This is a genomic window from Rhizobium freirei PRF 81 (assembly GCF_000359745.1).
In the GTDB taxonomy this organism is placed as follows: domain Bacteria; phylum Pseudomonadota; class Alphaproteobacteria; order Rhizobiales; family Rhizobiaceae; genus Rhizobium; species Rhizobium freirei.
The window spans coordinates 86742-102441 of record NZ_AQHN01000001.1; the positions used below are offsets into that span (position 1 = coordinate 86742).

General features: G+C 60.0%; 14 protein-coding genes. 3 read left to right on the forward strand and 11 right to left on the reverse strand.

Annotated elements, in window-relative coordinates; genetic code table 11:
* Positions 1 to 25 precede the first annotated feature (25 nt).
* The 11 genes from RHSP_RS00440 to RHSP_RS00490 form a co-directional block, all read right to left on the reverse strand.
* Positions 26 to 1147: a branched-chain amino acid ABC transporter substrate-binding protein gene (locus tag RHSP_RS00440; RefSeq protein ID WP_004107099.1), complete on the reverse strand. Its 1122-nt coding sequence runs from the start codon at positions 1145 to 1147 to the stop codon at positions 26 to 28.
* A gap of 181 nt (positions 1148 to 1328) precedes the next feature.
* Positions 1329 to 1682, reverse strand: coding sequence for a DUF6867 family protein (locus RHSP_RS00445; protein ID WP_004107102.1), 354 nt, complete (start codon positions 1680 to 1682; stop codon positions 1329 to 1331).
* 24 nt (positions 1683 to 1706) lie between these two features.
* The gene (locus tag RHSP_RS00450; protein WP_037148658.1) at positions 1707 to 2435 is read right to left on the reverse strand and encodes an ABC transporter ATP-binding protein; all 729 of its coding nucleotides are present in this window, start codon (positions 2433 to 2435) and stop codon (positions 1707 to 1709) included.
* Positions 2435 to 3307 (reverse strand): ABC transporter ATP-binding protein, encoded by an 873-nt coding sequence (locus tag RHSP_RS00455; RefSeq protein WP_004107104.1) that lies wholly within the window; start codon positions 3305 to 3307, stop codon positions 2435 to 2437. Before RHSP_RS00455 ends, RHSP_RS00450 begins: the two co-directional genes overlap by 1 nt.
* Positions 3307 to 4731 carry a high-affinity branched-chain amino acid ABC transporter permease LivM gene (livM, locus tag RHSP_RS00460; protein ID WP_004107105.1) on the reverse strand — a complete coding sequence of 475 codons (1425 nt, stop codon included), beginning with the start codon at positions 4729 to 4731 and terminating at the stop codon, positions 3307 to 3309. The genes RHSP_RS00455 and livM overlap by 1 nt, the downstream gene beginning before the upstream one ends.
* A gap of 4 nt (positions 4732 to 4735) precedes the next feature.
* Positions 4736 to 5638, reverse strand: coding sequence for a branched-chain amino acid ABC transporter permease (locus tag RHSP_RS00465; RefSeq protein WP_004107106.1), 903 nt, complete (start codon positions 5636 to 5638; stop codon positions 4736 to 4738).
* 308 nt (positions 5639 to 5946) lie between these two features.
* Complete coding sequence (locus RHSP_RS00470; protein WP_037148662.1) at positions 5947 to 8373, reverse strand: GcvT family protein; 2427 nt, start codon at positions 8371 to 8373, stop codon at positions 5947 to 5949.
* A 220-nt stretch (positions 8374 to 8593) separates the two neighbouring features.
* Positions 8594 to 9148 (reverse strand): sarcosine oxidase subunit gamma, encoded by a 555-nt coding sequence (locus RHSP_RS00475; RefSeq protein ID WP_004107111.1) that lies wholly within the window; start codon positions 9146 to 9148, stop codon positions 8594 to 8596.
* Between the two features lie 7 nt (positions 9149 to 9155).
* Positions 9156 to 12113 (reverse strand): sarcosine oxidase subunit alpha family protein, encoded by a 2958-nt coding sequence (locus RHSP_RS00480; RefSeq protein WP_004107114.1) that lies wholly within the window; start codon positions 12111 to 12113, stop codon positions 9156 to 9158.
* Entirely contained in the window at positions 12110 to 12388 is a 279-nt protein-coding gene (locus RHSP_RS00485) for a sarcosine oxidase subunit delta (protein ID WP_004107117.1), read from the reverse strand. The genes RHSP_RS00480 and RHSP_RS00485 overlap by 4 nt, the downstream gene beginning before the upstream one ends.
* A gap of 13 nt (positions 12389 to 12401) precedes the next feature.
* Positions 12402 to 13652, reverse strand: coding sequence for a sarcosine oxidase subunit beta family protein (locus tag RHSP_RS00490; RefSeq protein WP_004107120.1), 1251 nt, complete (start codon positions 13650 to 13652; stop codon positions 12402 to 12404).
* Between the two features lie 326 nt (positions 13653 to 13978).
* On the opposite strand from RHSP_RS00490, the gene cysQ reads away from it, so the two are divergent.
* The 3 genes from cysQ to RHSP_RS35365 all read left to right on the forward strand — a co-directional run.
* Positions 13979 to 14773: a 3'(2'),5'-bisphosphate nucleotidase CysQ gene (cysQ, locus tag RHSP_RS00495; protein ID WP_004107122.1), complete on the forward strand. Its 795-nt coding sequence runs from the start codon at positions 13979 to 13981 to the stop codon at positions 14771 to 14773.
* Between the two features lie 293 nt (positions 14774 to 15066).
* The gene (sciP, locus tag RHSP_RS00500; protein ID WP_004107124.1) at positions 15067 to 15342 is read left to right on the forward strand and encodes a CtrA inhibitor SciP; all 276 of its coding nucleotides are present in this window, start codon (positions 15067 to 15069) and stop codon (positions 15340 to 15342) included.
* Positions 15343 to 15414: 72 nt separating this feature from the next.
* Positions 15415 to 15700 (forward strand): hypothetical protein (locus RHSP_RS35365; RefSeq protein ID WP_210161676.1); only part of this gene is annotated, 286 nt, incomplete at its 3' end.

The following is a 15700-nucleotide window of genomic DNA, read 5'->3' on the forward strand; positions in this document are numbered from 1 at the left end:
AAGCCGGAAACCGGCAACGCGAAGATTACTTCGCGATTTCGGCGTAGGTGTACTTGCCGTCGGAACCCTTGGACCACTTGTACATGACGTAGTCCGGACGGGTGATATCGCCCTTGGCGTTGAAGCTAAGGTCGCCGATAGCGGTCTTGAACGGGCCCTTTGCCTTGGCTGCATCTGCAACGGCCGTAGGATCGTTGGAGCCGGCAGCCTTTGCCGCAGCGGCGATGATCTGAGTGGCGGCATAGGAGTACAGCGTATAGCCTTCCGGCTCATAGCCGGCAGCGCGGAACTTGGCGACGAGATCGGCAGAAGCCGGGTTCTTGCGTGGATCCGGCGCAAAGGTCATCAGCGTGCCGTCGACGGCGTCGCCGGCGATGGAAGCCAGCTCGTTCGAGACGATACCGTCACCCGACATGAAGTGTGCCTTCACGCCCTGGTCGGCCATCTGGCGCAGGATCAGCCCGGCTTCGGTATGGAGACCGCCGTAGTAGACGAAGTCGACGCCAGCCTGCTTCATCTTGGCGATGAGGGCCGAGTAGTCCTTGTCGCCAGGGGTGATGCCTTCGTAGAGAACTTCCTTCATGCCACCGGCGTTGAGGTTCTTCTTGGTTTCATCGGCAAGGCCCTGACCATAGGGGGTCTTGTCATGAACGACGGCAACCTTGGCGCCCTTGAAGTTGTCGACGATATACTTGGCGGCAACCACACCCTGCTGATCGTCACGGCCGCAAGTACGGAACGTGTTCCAAAGACCCCGCTCGGTGAATTTCGGATTGGTCGAAGCCGGCGTGATCTGCATGATGCCGTTTTCGGCGTAGACTTCCGAAGCCGGGATGGAGACGCCCGAGTTGAAGTGACCGACGACGAACTTCACGCCATCAGCAACGAACTTGTTGGCGACCGAAACGCCCTGCTTGGCGTCGGAGACGTCGTCGCCAAGTTCGATCTTGACCTTTTCCCCGTTGATGCCGCCGGCCGCATTGATATCGGCAGCAGCCTGCTCGGCGCCTTTCTGAAGCTGTGCACCAAAGGCGGCGTTCGGGCCTGTCAAGGGACCGCCAACGCCGATGATGATGTCAGCCTTCGCAACGCCACCGAATGCGATCATCGCCGACAAAGCCACCGCCGACAGAAGATACTTCTTCATATTGTTACTCCCAATTTTTGAGCGGGTTCCGTTTGATTCGCCCTGCGCGATACCCACCAATCATCACGCCGGTAACGCTTGTATTCCGAACTCTGGAAGCATGATCCTGCCCTGTGTCATTTATGTTATTGGCAGGACGACACTTACGTTGGTGCAGACTGTGCCTAGTTTAGGCACCCTGTCAATTCTTCTTCTTCCAGGAAAAGGCCGAGGTCTTTTCATAAAGCCAGTAATAGTTATTGACCATCTGATCGGTACGCCGATACCGGTATCCTGCCGTCGCAAAGACCAGTACAAGAACGACGTCGATGATGTAGATGGTAAGATCGAACACCGGCCCATTGAACAGCGCATGGTGCAGGAACTGCAGGCCAAGGCCGATCAGAAAGCAGTAGATGACGACGAGCGGATAGTTTTCCCAGTTGGAGGCGACGGCGCGACCGGCGCGCCACGCAGTCCAGAAACTAAGGATGACGATGACCGCGCGGATAACCATGCGGCCGCCGCTATCGCTGTCGAAGAGAAGTCCCTGCATGTCAAATTCTCCGCGAAACGAAACTCAATGATGGCCGCCTTCGAGATAGGCGGCGCGCACTTCCGGATTGGCCAGCAAGTCCTTGCCCGAGCCGCTCATCGTCACCCGGCCGTTGACCATCACATAGGCGCGGTCCGAGAGCTTCAGAGCCGCAAACGCATTCTGCTCGACGAGGAACACCGTCAGCCCCTGGGTCTGGTTCAGGACCTTGATGGCCTCGAAGATGCCCCTGACGATCAGCGGCGCAAGACCGAGCGACGGCTCATCCAGCAAGAGCAGCTTGGGACGTGCCATCAGCGCACGGCCGATCGACAGCATCTGCTGTTCGCCACCCGAAAGCGTGCCGCCACGCTGCGACTGGCGCTCCTTCAGACGCGGAAAGAGCGTAAAGATCTTCTCGACGTCCTCATTGAAATATTTGAGCTTGTCGAGATTCGCGCCCATCTGCAGGTTTTCATAGACAGTCATACGCGGGAAGATGCGCCGCCCTTCCGGCGACTGCGCGATGCGAAGCCGGGCAATTTCATGCGTCGGCATATGGGTGATATCCTGGCCGTTGAAAATGACGGATCCCGCGCGGGCCTGCGGGCTGCCGCAGATCGTCATCATCAGCGTCGATTTTCCGGCGCCGTTCGCGCCGATCAGGCTGACGATCTCACCGCTATTGACTTCGATATCGACGCCGGCGAGCGCCCGGATATTGCCGTAGTAAGTTTCGACCCCTGCGACTTTCAGAAGTGGTTGCCCCGCCATCAATTTTCACCCTCTTGGAGGTGTTCGACTTCGGCAATCACCTCTTCCACTTCTTCATCCTCGACGCCCAGATAGGCCGCGATCACTCTCGGATCGTTCTTGACCTCGTCCGGCGTGCCGTCGGCGATCTTCTGTCCATATTCGAGCACGATGACGTGGTCGGAGATTTCCATAACCACGGACATGTCGTGCTCGATCAGCAGGATCGATGTGCCTATATCCTTGCGAATGCTGCGCAGGAACTCGTTGAGAACCAGCGATTCGCGAGGATTGAGGCCGGCGGCCGGCTCGTCCAGGCAAAGTAGTTCGGGACCAGTGCACATAGCGCGTGCGATTTCCAGTCGACGCTGGGCGCCATATGGAAGATCGCCGGCAGGATCGTCGGCGCGATCGATGAGATCGGCCTTTTCGAGCCAGAAGCGTGCCAGCTCGATCGCATTCTTCGCCTCGGCTCGATACGGGCCGACGCCGAGCAGGCCGAGGACCGTATAGCCCGAGGCGCGCATCAGCCTGTTATGTTGCGCCACCAGCAGGTTTTCAAGCACGGTGAGGCCCGAAAACAGGCGGATATTCTGGAAGGTACGCGCCACCTTGGCTTCCCGCGTGATCCGGAAATCCGGAAGCCGTTCCAGGAGATATTCCTTGCCGCTCTTCTGCTGGAGCGTGAGCATGCCCATCGTCGGCTTGTAGAAACCGGTGATGCAGTTGAACACGGTTGTCTTGCCGGCGCCGTTCGGTCCGATCAAGGCAGTGATGTCGCCGCGTTTCGCCTCGAAGGAGAAGTCGTTGATCGCCATCAGGCCGCCGAACTTCATCGACAGGTGATCAACCTTCAGCAGGATGTCGTTGGGGTTTGCGGTCACAGCGTTCATCAGCCGTGGCCCTCCTTGGTGAAGCTGCCGGAGACCGCTTTTCGCTCCTTGAGGAAAGCGGTCGGTTCACGCGTGCCGACAAAGCCGCGCGGCTTGAAGATCATCACGACCACCATGGCGAGACCGAAGATCAGCATTCGGTAGAGTTCCGGAGTAAAGTCCGGCCCGAAACCGGGGATGATCGTCGTGTCGCCGAAGACAAGACCGGTCTTGAGGAAACTCATGTTGCGCAGCACTTCCGTGCCGCCGACCATGGCGATCGCGGCAATCGCGATGCCCTTGAGCGAGCCCATGCCGCCGAGAACGACGATGGCAAGGATCACGGCAGATTCGAGGAAGACGAAGGATTCCGGCGAGACGAAGCCCTGGCGTGCCGCGAAGAAGGAGCCTGCGAAGCCACCGAACATGGCGCCGGTGGCAAAAGCGGTCAGCTTGGTCGTCACCGTATTGATGCCGAGCGAACGGCAGGCGATTTCGTCCTCGCGCAATGCTTCCCAAGCGCGTCCGATCGGCATGCGGCGCAGCCTGATCGTCACATAGGCGGTCAGCATGCACAGCCCCAGAATGACGTAGAACAGGAAGATCTTGTACCAAGCCGACGAGATCGGCAGACCCAGGGTCCGGATGAGATTGTGCGGATCCTTGAGATCGAACGTGTAGAAACCGAACAGCGATGCCTTGGTGATGTTGGAGATGCCGAAGCTGCCCTGCGTGAAATCGGTCCAGTTGGTCAGCACGATGCGGATGATTTCACCGAAGGCCAGCGTGACGATCGCGAGATAGTCGCCGCGCAGGCGCAGGACCGGGAAGCCTAGGATCATGCCCCAAAGACCGGCAAGCATGCCTGAAAGCGGCAGCAGGATCCAGAAAGACAAGCCGAAATGCATCGACAACAGGGCATAGGAATAGGCACCGACCGCATAGAAGGCGACATAACCCAGGTCGAGAAGGCCGGCGAGACCGACAACGATATTCAAGCCCCAGGCGAGCATCACATAGATGAGGATCTGAATGCCGAAGTTGTCGACATAGGTCAGCGATCCCTGCGGGCCGAAAATCGCCACTGCCGCCAGCGGATAGACGAGCAGGAGCAGAAGCGCGATCTTGGTGAAATTCCTGCCGATGAAGCCAGCTTCAGCCTCCACCGGCGCCACCTTGGCCCTGGCTGCCTTACGCGCTGCCAGAGCGGGCTGAACGAAAACCGTCATGACGAAGCGACCGGCGGCGGCAATTGCGACGATGATCGCCAGAAGGCCCCAGCGCTGAACGATGATCAGCTTGTTGTCTATGTTCTGATCGGTCTTGAGACCGATGTAGAGAACGAACATGCCGAAAGCGATGAGCGCGGTCCAGAAAGCGTCCGTGATGCCTTTCTGGACAAGGCCGGGCGCGGCCTTGCCTGCAACGAAATTTGAATTTGCCATGGCGTTATACCTTTTCGACTTCCGGCCGACCGAGAATACCCGTCGGCTTGAAGATCAGCACGTAGGCCAGGATGCCATATGTCGCGACATCCTTATACGCGATGGCAAAGTTGCCCGACCAGAACGACTCGATGAAGCCGATCATGAGGCCGCCGAGAACGGCACCGGGAAGCGATCCGATGCCGCCGAGAACCGCCGCGGTAAAGGCTTTGACGCCCGGGACGAAGCCATCCGTGAAGTTAGCGACGCCATAATACATCAGATACATCGTGCCGGCCACGGCGGCGAGCGCCGCACCCATGATGAAGGTGACGGAAATGGTGCGATCGACATTGATGCCGAGCAGCGCCGCCATCTTGCGATCCTGCTCCGTGGCGCGCTGGGCGCGGCCGAGCGCCGTTTTGTTGACTATGTACCAGAAGGCAGCCAGCAGAACGACCGTCATAATGAAGATAATGATCTGCTTCAGGGACAGCGAGACTTCACCGAAGTTATAGACGTCGCCCACAAGCGTTGGGATCGGCTTGTTGCGCGGACCCTGCGAAACCTGGATGAAGTTCGACAGCACGATGGACATGCCGATCGCCGTGATCAGCGGCGCAAGGCGGAACGAACCGCGCAAGGGCCGATAAGCCACGCGCTCGATCACCCAGTTCCAAAGGCTCGTCATCAGCATGGCGACGATGAGCATCACCAGAAGCATAATCGCGACGGGCAAACCGGCAAAGAGCGAGATCAGAACCAGGTAGGTGATAAGGGCGGCAAAGCCGCCGAGCATGAAAACATCACCATGGGCAAAATTGATCATGCCGATGATGCCGTAAACCATGGTGTAACCAATGGCGATCAGGCCGTAAATAGACCCGAGAGTCAGCCCGTTTAGGAGCTGCTGGATAAAATAATCCATATGTCATTTCCCCTGGATGCGGCGTCATGCGACCGCATCTCTTATTACTTTTTTAGGTTCCTTCGAGAGGCCCTTAGCCGCGATTCCATACCGCTTTCGAAAGAAATGTGAAGCCAAAAAGGCGAGAAATTGACAAATTCTTTTCAAATCGCTGTGCGCTGATGCCGATCCGACCAAAAATGACACAAAAGCGGCAGCTCATGGCTCAAAATTAGCCAAAAACCGGCCGGCAACCTGCCCGCTCTGAAAAGCTCTTCTCTGCGGCGGACCCGTTGCAGGCCCGCCGTCGTCTTTGACAGCGACAACGCCTACGCGCGCATGCGTGCGCCGTCTGCATCGAACAATGGCTCGGCCTGCAGCCGCGCAGGCAGAAGCTCGCCAAGCAGTTCTATCGACCACCCCTGCGTTTCGTCGGCGATTTCTTTCGGTACATAGCCGACGGCAACCGAAAGGCCGGAGCCATGGGCATAACCGCCCGACGTCACCCAGCCACAGACGGCGCCGTTGTGGTAGATGGGCTCGTCACCGATAACGTCGGCATCCTTGGCGCTCAGGACGAAGGTGCGCAGCCGCAGCGTGCCGCCCTCCGCCTTCTCCTTGGCCGCAGCGGCCTTGCCGATGAAATCGGCTTCCTTCGACAGCGCCACGAATCGGTTGAGGCCGGCCTCGAAAGGCCCATAGAGCGGCCGGTATTCGCGCGACCAGCTGCCATAGGACTTGTCGAGACGCAGCGCATTCAGCGCCCTTAGACCAAAGAGCCGGATATCGAATTCGGCGCCTTCCCGCATCAGCAGGTCGAAGATATAACGCTGGTATTCCGGCTTCATCCAGATTTCATAGCCGAGATCACCCGTATAGGAGACGCGGCCGACGATGGCCGGCGCCATGCCGAGATCCATGCGGCGAATCGACATGAAGGGGAAGGCAGCGGTCGAAAGATCCTGATGGGTCAGTTTCTGCATCAGCTTGCGGGCATTCGGGCCGGCGATCGAGAGGCCGAGAAGCGAGAGGCCGAGGGCCTCGAGCTGAACCGAACCATCTTTCGGCAGCAGGCTTTCGAACCAGCGCATGTGGTAGGCTTCGGCAATGCCGGAGCCGATCAGAAGGAAATCCCCCTCTCCAAGTTTCGCCAGCGTGAAATCGCCGATGAGCTTGCCGTCGTGCTTCAGCATCGGCGCCAAAGTCATGCGGCCGACGGCCGGAATGCGGCAGGTTAGCAGCCTGTCGAGGAAGGCCTCAGCCCCCGATCCCTTCACGGAATACTTGGCAAAGCCCGAGGTCTCCATCAGACCGACGCTCTCGCGCACCGCCTTGGCTTCAGCACCAACGACGTCGAAGTCGTTGGAACGGCGCCAGGAGAATTGGTCCTCCTCGCCCTTGGGAGCAAACCACAGCGCCTGTTCGAGGCCGTAATAAGCGCCGAAGACGCCGCCGCCTTCCTTCAGCTTGTCGTAGATCGGCGTCGTCAGCAGCGGACGCGCGGCCGGCAGCTCCTCGTTCGGATAGCGGATCGAGAAGCGGCGGGCATAGTTCTCGCGCACCTTGGCGTTGGTATAGGCGAGCGTCGCATAGTCGCCATAGCGGGAGACATCCATGGCGAAGACATCGAAGCCCGGATCGCCGTAGATCATCCAGTTGGCGAGCGCCAAGCCGACGCCGCCGCCCTGGCTGAAGCCGGCCATGACGGCGCAGGCCGACCAGTAGTTCCTCAAACCCCGTACGGGGCCGACGAGCGGGTTACCATCAGGCGAGAAAGTGAACGGGCCGTTGATGATCCTCCTGATGCCGGCATTGTTGAAGGCCGGGAAATGGCGGAAACCGACTTCCAGTTCCGGCGTGATGCGCTCGATGTCCTCAGCCAGCAGCTCATGGCCGAAATCCCACGGCGTCGTTACCGGCGACCAGGGGCGACAGGCCTTCTCGTAGGTGCCCATCAGCATGCCCTGCCGTTCCTGGCGCAGATAGATCTCGCCATCGAAGTCGACGCAGTGCATCAGCTCCTTGCCCGTCGTCCTGTTGAAATCGATGACCTCGGGCATGTCTTCGGTGATGAGGTACATGTGCTCCATGGCAAGCACCGGCAGTTCCAGCCCGACCATGCGGCCGACTTCGCGCGCCCAGAGGCCGGCGGCGTTGACGACATGCTCGGCGATGATCTCGCCCTGATTGGTGATGACCCGCCAGGAGCCGTCCTCGCGCTGCACCAGCTCTTCCACCTTGGTGTGCAGATAGATTTCGGCACCGTTCTTCTTGGCCGAGCGCGCATAGGCATGCGTCGTACCATAGGGGTCGAGATGGCCTTCGACGGGATCGTAGAGCGCGCCGACGAACTGATCGGGGTCGAGAAGCGGCATCATCTCATGCGCTTCCTTCGGCGTCAGCAGCGTCGCTTCCAGGCCGTTATAGCGTCCCTTGGCGAGAATGGACTTCAGCCAGTCAAAACGCTGCGGCGTCGCCGCCAGCATCAGGCCGGAGGTCAGGTGCAGGCCGATATCCTGACCGGAATATTCCTCGATCTCCTTGTAGAGCTCGACCGTATATTTCTGCAGCTTGGCAACGTTCGGATCGCCGTTGATCGTATGCATGCCGCCCGCGGCATGCCAGGTCGACCCGGATGTCAGCTCGGAGCGCTCGAGCAGCACCACGTCCTTCCAGCCGAATTTCGTCAGGTGATAGAGCACCGAACATCCGACGACACCGCCACCGATGACGACGACCTTGGCATGGCTTTTCATCTAGGAATCCCCTGTTTTCGGCACGAAGCCGCCGGGTGTCTTCCCGCGCGACCGACCGCATTTATGAGGAAACCTAGAGACTATCCGAGAGGCCAAATAGCCCGAACTGCGAAGCCGATATGTCTGTTTGCGCCATCGCGATTGTTCGGATCGCGCCATCGACCATCGGATGCGCAAGCCGGCTGGCAAGGCATTCGATGTCCGGCAGCCATAAGGCTTTTCAGTCGGTGAAGCCGGCCGTGAGCGCGAACTCCCGTCCCATCTCCATGATCTCTTCGAAGACGCTGCCGGCATAGGAGCGCGGCACGATGATTTCGAAGCGATCGGTGCCGGTGCGGGCGACATTAGCGCTGACATGGCAGCACAGCATGTTGGCCGACTGCCCTTCGGCAAAGACTTGCGGATGCAGGTCTACAGCCACGCATTTGGCGAGAATGCGACGGACGTTGGGACCGGAGATGCGAAGCAGCACCCGGCCATCACTCTGCTCGAAAAACGAAACGCGAGCCGGATCGAGCCCGAACAGATCGCGCGCCACGCTCTCGGTGCCAAGCGTTTCGGAAACGACAAGCCACTCCCTCGGCCCGGCGCTGCGAACGGAAACATCGTCGATCACCTTCAGCCCGGCCAGAACCCAATCCTCCTCGCCGGCTTTGCCGAGGACGGAAAAGATGGCGGGCCTGCGAACGACGGCGAGATGATTCGGATTGGCGGCAGCCTCGAAGCCGGAAATATGATCTTCCAGCACATGCCTGTTCTGAAACGCGACGCTCATCAATCCCTCACCCGAAAAGCTTCTTGTTGTCCGGATCGACGAAGACCGGATTGCAGACCTCCGCCGGCACCTCTTCGCCACGCAGCCCGTCCCAGACGACCACATGTTCGCCAATCCGCTCGCGGCCCGATTTCAGGAAGGCCAATGCGATGGAATGACCAAGAACCGGCGAGAAGCAGGCCGAGGACACATGCCCCTGATCGTTCACGGTCGACGGCCTTGCACCTTCCTTCAGAAGATGCGCGCCGGCGTGGATCTCCTTCGTCGTGTCGAGCGGCTTCAGCCCCACGAGCTGCCCGCGATCGGCGGCGGTCAGACCGAAGCGCGTCGACAATCGCTTGCCGATGAAATCCGGTTTCTGAGCCGACATCATTTTTCCAAGGCCGACATCGTCGGGAGTTGTCCGGCCATCCAGCTCGTTGTGGGTGACGTGGCCCTTCTCGATGCGCAGCACGTTGAGAGCTTCGACGCCATAGGCGCAGATGCCATGCGACTTGCCGGCCTCCATGATCGCATCCGCCACCGCCTCGCCATAGCCGGCCGGAACCGCAAGTTCGTAGGCAAGCTCGCCCGAGAAGGAGATACGGAACAGGCGCCCCTTCAGGCCGCCCTTCAGCACGACTTCGGCGGCGGCGAGGAACGGGAAGAAGGAGTCGGAAATATCGTCTTCGACGATCTGCTCCAGCACCAGCCGTGCCTTCGGGCCGGCAATCGCCATCTGCGCCCATTGATCGGAAGAGGAAACGAAGCGGACGTCGAGCTGCGGCCAGAGCGTCTGCGCTGAGAATTCCATATGCGTCATCACCTCGCCGGCCATTGCCGTCGTGGTCGTGAGGAAGAAATGGTCCGGCGTCAGCCGGCTCGTCGTGCCGTCGTCGAAGACCATGCCGTCTTCGCGCAGCATCAATCCGTAGCGCGCCTTGCCGACCGGCAGCTTCAGGAAGGCATTGGAATAGAGGCGGTTGAGAAACTCCGCCGCATCCTTGCCGAAGACCTCGATCTTGCCGAGTGTCGACACGTCGCAAAGCCCGACATTGTTGCGCACATTCAGAACTTCGCGGTCGACGCTGTCGCGCCAGCCCTTCTCGCCCGGCCTGGCAAACCAAGACGAGCGATACCAGAGACCGGCTTCGACGAAGGTCGCGCCATTCTTCTTCGCCCAGCCATGCAGCGGCGATTCCCTGACCGGCTGCGCATGCTTGTCGCGCGCCGTACCGGCCAGCGCACCGAAGGAAACAGGCGTGTAGAATGGGCGGAACGTCGTCGTGCCGACGGCGGCGGGGCTGACGCCACGCATGCCGGCGATGATGCCGGCGGCATTCACATTGCCGAGCTTGCCCTGGTCCGTCGCCATGCCGCTCGTCGTGTAACGCTTGGCATGCTCCACATGGCCAAAACCTTCACGCAGGGCAAGACCGAGATCCTTGGCGTGGACATCGTTCTGGAAGTCGACGAAAGCCTTGTCCTTCGCGCCCGGCACATGCCAGATCGCCGCAAAGGATGGATCGTATTCGCCCTCGACTTCGGGCAGGTCCGCCGTTTGAGCCGCGCGGCCGAGGCTTTCGACGACCAGCCGCGCCTTTTCCGCGCCATCGGCAAGACAACCGGAAACGCTCTCGATACCGGCTGCCGAGCCGGAAATCTCCAGCTCGCCGCCGACGATCGGCGCCATGAACGCCTGGTTTTCGTCCGACCACACCGGCTTGGCGCCGCGCTGGCAGGCAAGATGGATGATCGGCGACCAGCCGCCGGACATGGCAAGCGCATCGCATGCGATCAGCTCATCCAGGCCGCCACGATCGGCGATGACGCCGCTGATACGGTACTTGCCCTTGGTCGCATGGACGCTTGCGGCATGAACCACACGAACGCCCTGAGGCGCGGCATCGGCCGATGCGGCGCGCGTATCGAGGATCGCCGAGATCTCGACGCCCGCAGCGGCTAGATCGGCGGCCGTGCGATAGCCGGAGCCGCCATTGGTGAAGATGGCCACCTTCTGGCCGGCAACGACGCCATAGCGATTGAGATAGCTACGCATCGCGCCGGCCATCATGACGCCCGGACGATCGTTGCCGCCGAACACCAGCGGCCGCTCTTCGGCGCCGGAGGCAAGGATGGCGCGCCTGGCGGCGATGCGCCAGAGACGCTCGACGGGAAGATCCGGCGATGGCATCGCCACATGCTTCTGCACCTTTTCGACAGCGCCGAAGACGTTACCGTCATACCAGCCGAACACGGTCGTACGCGGCATAAGCGTCACATTCTCGAAGCTCTGCAGCTCGTCCAGCACCGTCTGTACGAAGGCATCGGCCGACACGCCGCCGATGGCCAGCCTTTCCGACAGCAGCGAACCGCCCAGACGAAAGCCTTCGTCTGCCAGCACGACACGCAGACCCGCGCGAGCGGCGGTCAGAGCGGCCATCAATCCCGCAGGCCCCGATCCGATAACAAGCAGATCGCAATGCGCCCAGGCTTTCTCATAGCGGTCCGGATCGGCCTGCATGACAGCCTTGCCCAGACCGGCGGCACGCCGGATCAGCGGCTCGTAGACCTTCTCCCAGAAGGCGGCCGGCCACATGAAGGTCTTGTAGTAGAAGCCTGCCCCAAGGAAGGGCGACAACAACCCGTTGACCGAACCCAAGTCGTATTTCAGCGACGGCCAGCGGTTCTGGCTCACGGCCGTCATACCTTGATAAAGCTCGGCGACGGTGGCGCGCGTATTCGGCTCGGTGCGGCCGTCACTGCCGATGGTGACGAGCGCATTCGGCTCGGCCGAACCCGCCGTCAGGATGCCGCGCGGCCGGTGATATTTGAAGCTGCGCCCGACGAGCAGCTGGTCATTGGCAAGAAGGGCGGCTGCGAGCGTGTCGCCTTCCAGCCCCCTCATTTCCCTGCCGTCGAATTTGAAGGAAAGCGGGCGACTGCGATTGACGAGGGCGCCGGCCGACAGACGATAAGCAGTCATCGTGCCGCCTCCTTCGCCTTGACTTCGGCATCGGTAACGGAAAAGACCTCGTGGGTGACATTGCTGCGGTCGACGACCAGCCAGCGGCGACATCCCGCGCTGTGATGCCAATATTCCTGAATTCGGCCGCGCTCGTTGTCGCGGACGAAGACGTAGCGGTTCCAGTCTTCATCCGGCGCAGTCTGCGCCGGGCGGACGACGGACGCCGAGCCGCGAATGGAGAATTCTTCCTTGGGTCGCACGCCGCAATGCGGGCAGTTGATCAAGCTTGCCATTGGTATTGTGCCCTTAATGCAGGTTCGGCTGCGGACCCTTGCCGCTTTCGTCGATCGCAAAGCCGCGCTCGAAGCGGTCAAGACGCAGAAGGCGGCTGACGTCGTGGCTCTCGCCCCTGGCGATCAGATGCGCTAAGCAGAAGCCCGAGGCCGGCGTCGCTTTGAAGCCGCCATAGTTCCAGCCGCAGTTCAGATACAGATTGTCGATGGGGGTGCGATCGATGATCGGCGAGCCATCCATACTCATATCCATGACGCCGCCCCAGGTGCGCAGCACGCGGACACGCGACAGGCCGGGAATGAGCGAAACGCCCTCCTCCATCGTATGCTCGACGGTAGCGAGATTGCCGCGCTGGGCATAGGAGCTGTAGTAATCGATATCGGCGCCGAAGACCAAACCGCCCTTGTCCGACTGCGAGATATAGAAGTGTCCCGCGCCGTAGGTAATGACATTGTCGATGACGGGCTTCAGCCCTTCGGAAACGAAGGCCTGAAGCACATGGGTTTCGATCGGCAGATCAAGATCGGCCATATTGCCAAGGATCGAGATATGGCCGGCAGCCGCAAGCGCCAGCTTGTTGCAGCCGATGAAGCCGCGATTGGTCTCGACGCCGGTGACGATACCGTTCTCGCGGCGGATGCCGATGACTTCGCATTGCTGGATGAGATCGACGCCGCGGCTGTCGGCGCCGCGCGCATAGCCCCAGGCGACCGCATCGTGCCGCGCCGTGCCGCCGCGCCGCTGCAAGAGGCCGCCGAGGATCGGAAAGCGGGCATGATCGAAATTCAGGTAAGGCATCATCCGGCGGACCTGCTCGCGATTGAGCAGCTCCGCATCGACGCCGTGCATGCGCATGGCGTTGCCGCGCCGGGCATAGGCATCGCGCTGCCCATCGGAATGGAACAGGTTGACGATGCCGCGCTGAGAGACCATGGCATTGTAGTTGAAGTCCTGCTCCAGCCCTTCCCAAAGCTTCATCGAGAACTCGTAGAACGGCTCGTTGCCCGGCAGCAGATAGTTGGAGCGGATGATCGTCGTGTTGCGCCCGACATTGCCCGAGCCGATATAGCTCTTTTCCAGCACCGCCACATTGGTGATGCCGAATTCCTTGGCGAGATAATAGGCCGTCGCCAGCCCATGCCCGCCACCGCCGACGATGATCACGTCATAATGCGGTTTAGGCTCGGGCGTCCGCCACACCGGCTGCCAGTGACGATTGCCTGAAAATGCCTGTTTTAGAAGCTGATATGCCGAATATCGCATGCATTCATCCCGATGCTACCCCGGCCGCACATTCGCACATGCAATAAAAACGACAAGTCCCGAAAGGACGAAAAAGCTTCGCAAACAGGACATGTTCTTTCCCGAATGCGCACGGGCGTTGAGCGATTGTCTCTCAAACGACACGCCCCGCCGCTCGGCGGGTTTAACGACGGCCCGCCATGCAGAGCCTTGTTGCGAAAGCCTCGCCCTGGCGCTAAGGCATAGGGAGCCGGATCATCCATCCTCTAAACTCCGTGTTTGCGACTTCCTATCTATAATGTCCGGACACTTTAAGCGCGAACATGGCGCGGAAGACGAACAGACAAATGCTCGCAACATTTGAAATGGCGGCACTCGAGGCGGGAAAGGCCATATTGGAGGTCTACCGCGCCGGTTATGCCGTTGTCCTCAAACAGGATATGAGCCCGGTCACCCTCGCCGACGAGCGTGCCGAACACATCATTCTCGAGCATCTGGCGCGTGACTTCCCCGATATTCCGGCCATCGCGGAAGAATCCGTCTCCGCCGGCAAGATTCCCGATATTCGCGGCCGCCCCTTCTTTCTGGTCGATCCGCTCGACGGCACGCGCGAATTCATCGAGCACCGCGACGAGTTCACCGTCAACATCGCCTATATCGTCAACGGCATTCCCGTCGCCGGCATCGTCTACGCTCCTGCATTGGGATTGGCCTTCACGGGCGAGCCGGGCAAAGCCCGCAAGCTGATCGTCGACGAGCACTTTACCGTCGTTGACCGTCTTGCGATCGCCGTGCGCGAACGGCCAGACAAGATGACTGCGCTTGCCAGCCGTTGTCACAGCAATGAAAAAACCGAGAGCTTCCTGACGGGCAACCCGATTTCCGCCTGCACCTCGATTGGCTCCTCGCTGAAATTCTGTCTGCTCGCTGAAGGCAAGGCCGATGTCTATCCGCGCTTTGCCCGCACCATGGAGTGGGATACCGCAGCCGGCGACGCCGTGCTGCGCGCCGCCGGGGGCACTACCGTAACCACGCAAGGCGATCTTCTGACCTACGGCAAAACCAACCAAAGCGAAGATTGCGACTTCGCCAATCCGAGCTTCGTCTGCTGGGGCGGAAAGAAGAACGGCCTGCACGCATAGTGCTGCCTTTGAGAGGTAGAGCAGTGTTTCAGCCTGCGGCGGAGAAGTATTCTGCGCAAGTATAATCGCCCTCAAAGCGTAAGTTTTCACTGACGAAAAATGATAGGTCCGGCGGCCGCTTCCTTCTGAAATGGCGGAAAGACAAGGCACTTTACCCGGCTAAGGCAAGAGCAAATCAGGCACCTGTCACAATCATTAAAATTATTAGCAAAGTCTTACCATGTGCTTAGGCAATTTTTAAATGTGGCAAGCTAGAGTGCCACTCGTGGTCTTGAGTGTGTGTAGAGAGTCCAATGACCGAAATGATACGTCCCCGAGTGAAGTATGTCATCGGCCCCGATGGCAGCCCGCTGACGATAGCCGACCTTCCGCCGCCGAATACGCGCCGCTGGGTCATTCGTCGCAAGGCAGAGGTTGTCGCCGCCGTGCGTGGTGGTCTACTCAGCTTGGAAGAAGCCTGCGAACGTTATACTTTGACTGTCGAGGAATTCCTCTCCTGGCAGTCGTCCATTAATACTCATGGCCTTGCCGGTCTCCGGACGACGCGTATACAGCAGTATCGCCACTGACCGCAGCGACAGCACCAATTTTTGAGCTTTTGTTCGGGCCTCTTTTCCCAAACGGGACAGAGGCCCGAATTATTGGGCGAAGCCCGCTCTAAAGCGCGAACTTACGTCTCAATCACCTTTTCGAAGAACAGGCTTATCGGCGGAATTCGCCCGGATGGAGCCGCGCAGCGATCTGATCCGACTGACGAAGAAGGACTTCAACTTCGGCTTGTCGCGAACTTTCCCGTTGAACGTAAAAGGCCATTAACCTCCTTTAGAGCATTTCCGCTTTTCTTCGAATCGCGAAAACGCTCTATCCTCTTATTTCCCAACGCATTCCGGACGGAAAACCGCCGCGCACTTTTCCTGGAAATGCTCT

Excerpts from the sequence above, each read along its gene's own strand:
- RHSP_RS00440 (WP_004107099.1), bottom strand. The coding sequence starts at position 1,147 with ATGAAGAAGTATCTTCTGTCGGCGGTGGCTTTGTCGGCGATGATCGCA.
- RHSP_RS00445 (WP_004107102.1), bottom strand. The coding sequence starts at position 1,682 with ATGCAGGGACTTCTCTTCGACAGCGATAGCGGCGGCCGCATGGTTATC.
- RHSP_RS00450 (WP_037148658.1), bottom strand. The coding sequence starts at position 2,435 with ATGGCGGGGCAACCACTTCTGAAAGTCGCAGGGGTCGAAACTTACTAC.
- RHSP_RS00455 (WP_004107104.1), bottom strand. The coding sequence starts at position 3,307 with ATGAACGCTGTGACCGCAAACCCCAACGACATCCTGCTGAAGGTTGAT.
- livM (WP_004107105.1), bottom strand. The coding sequence starts at position 4,731 with ATGGCAAATTCAAATTTCGTTGCAGGCAAGGCCGCGCCCGGCCTTGTC.
- RHSP_RS00465 (WP_004107106.1), bottom strand. The coding sequence starts at position 5,638 with ATGGATTATTTTATCCAGCAGCTCCTAAACGGGCTGACTCTCGGGTCT.
- RHSP_RS00470 (WP_037148662.1), bottom strand. The coding sequence starts at position 8,373 with ATGAAAAGCCATGCCAAGGTCGTCGTCATCGGTGGCGGTGTCGTCGGA.
- RHSP_RS00475 (WP_004107111.1), bottom strand. The coding sequence starts at position 9,148 with ATGAGCGTCGCGTTTCAGAACAGGCATGTGCTGGAAGATCATATTTCC.
- RHSP_RS00480 (WP_004107114.1), bottom strand. The coding sequence starts at position 12,113 with ATGACTGCTTATCGTCTGTCGGCCGGCGCCCTCGTCAATCGCAGTCGC.
- RHSP_RS00485 (WP_004107117.1), bottom strand. The coding sequence starts at position 12,388 with ATGGCAAGCTTGATCAACTGCCCGCATTGCGGCGTGCGACCCAAGGAA.
- RHSP_RS00490 (WP_004107120.1), bottom strand. The coding sequence starts at position 13,652 with ATGCGATATTCGGCATATCAGCTTCTAAAACAGGCATTTTCAGGCAAT.
- cysQ (WP_004107122.1), top strand. The coding sequence starts at position 13,979 with ATGCTCGCAACATTTGAAATGGCGGCACTCGAGGCGGGAAAGGCCATA.
- sciP (WP_004107124.1), top strand. The coding sequence starts at position 15,067 with ATGACCGAAATGATACGTCCCCGAGTGAAGTATGTCATCGGCCCCGAT.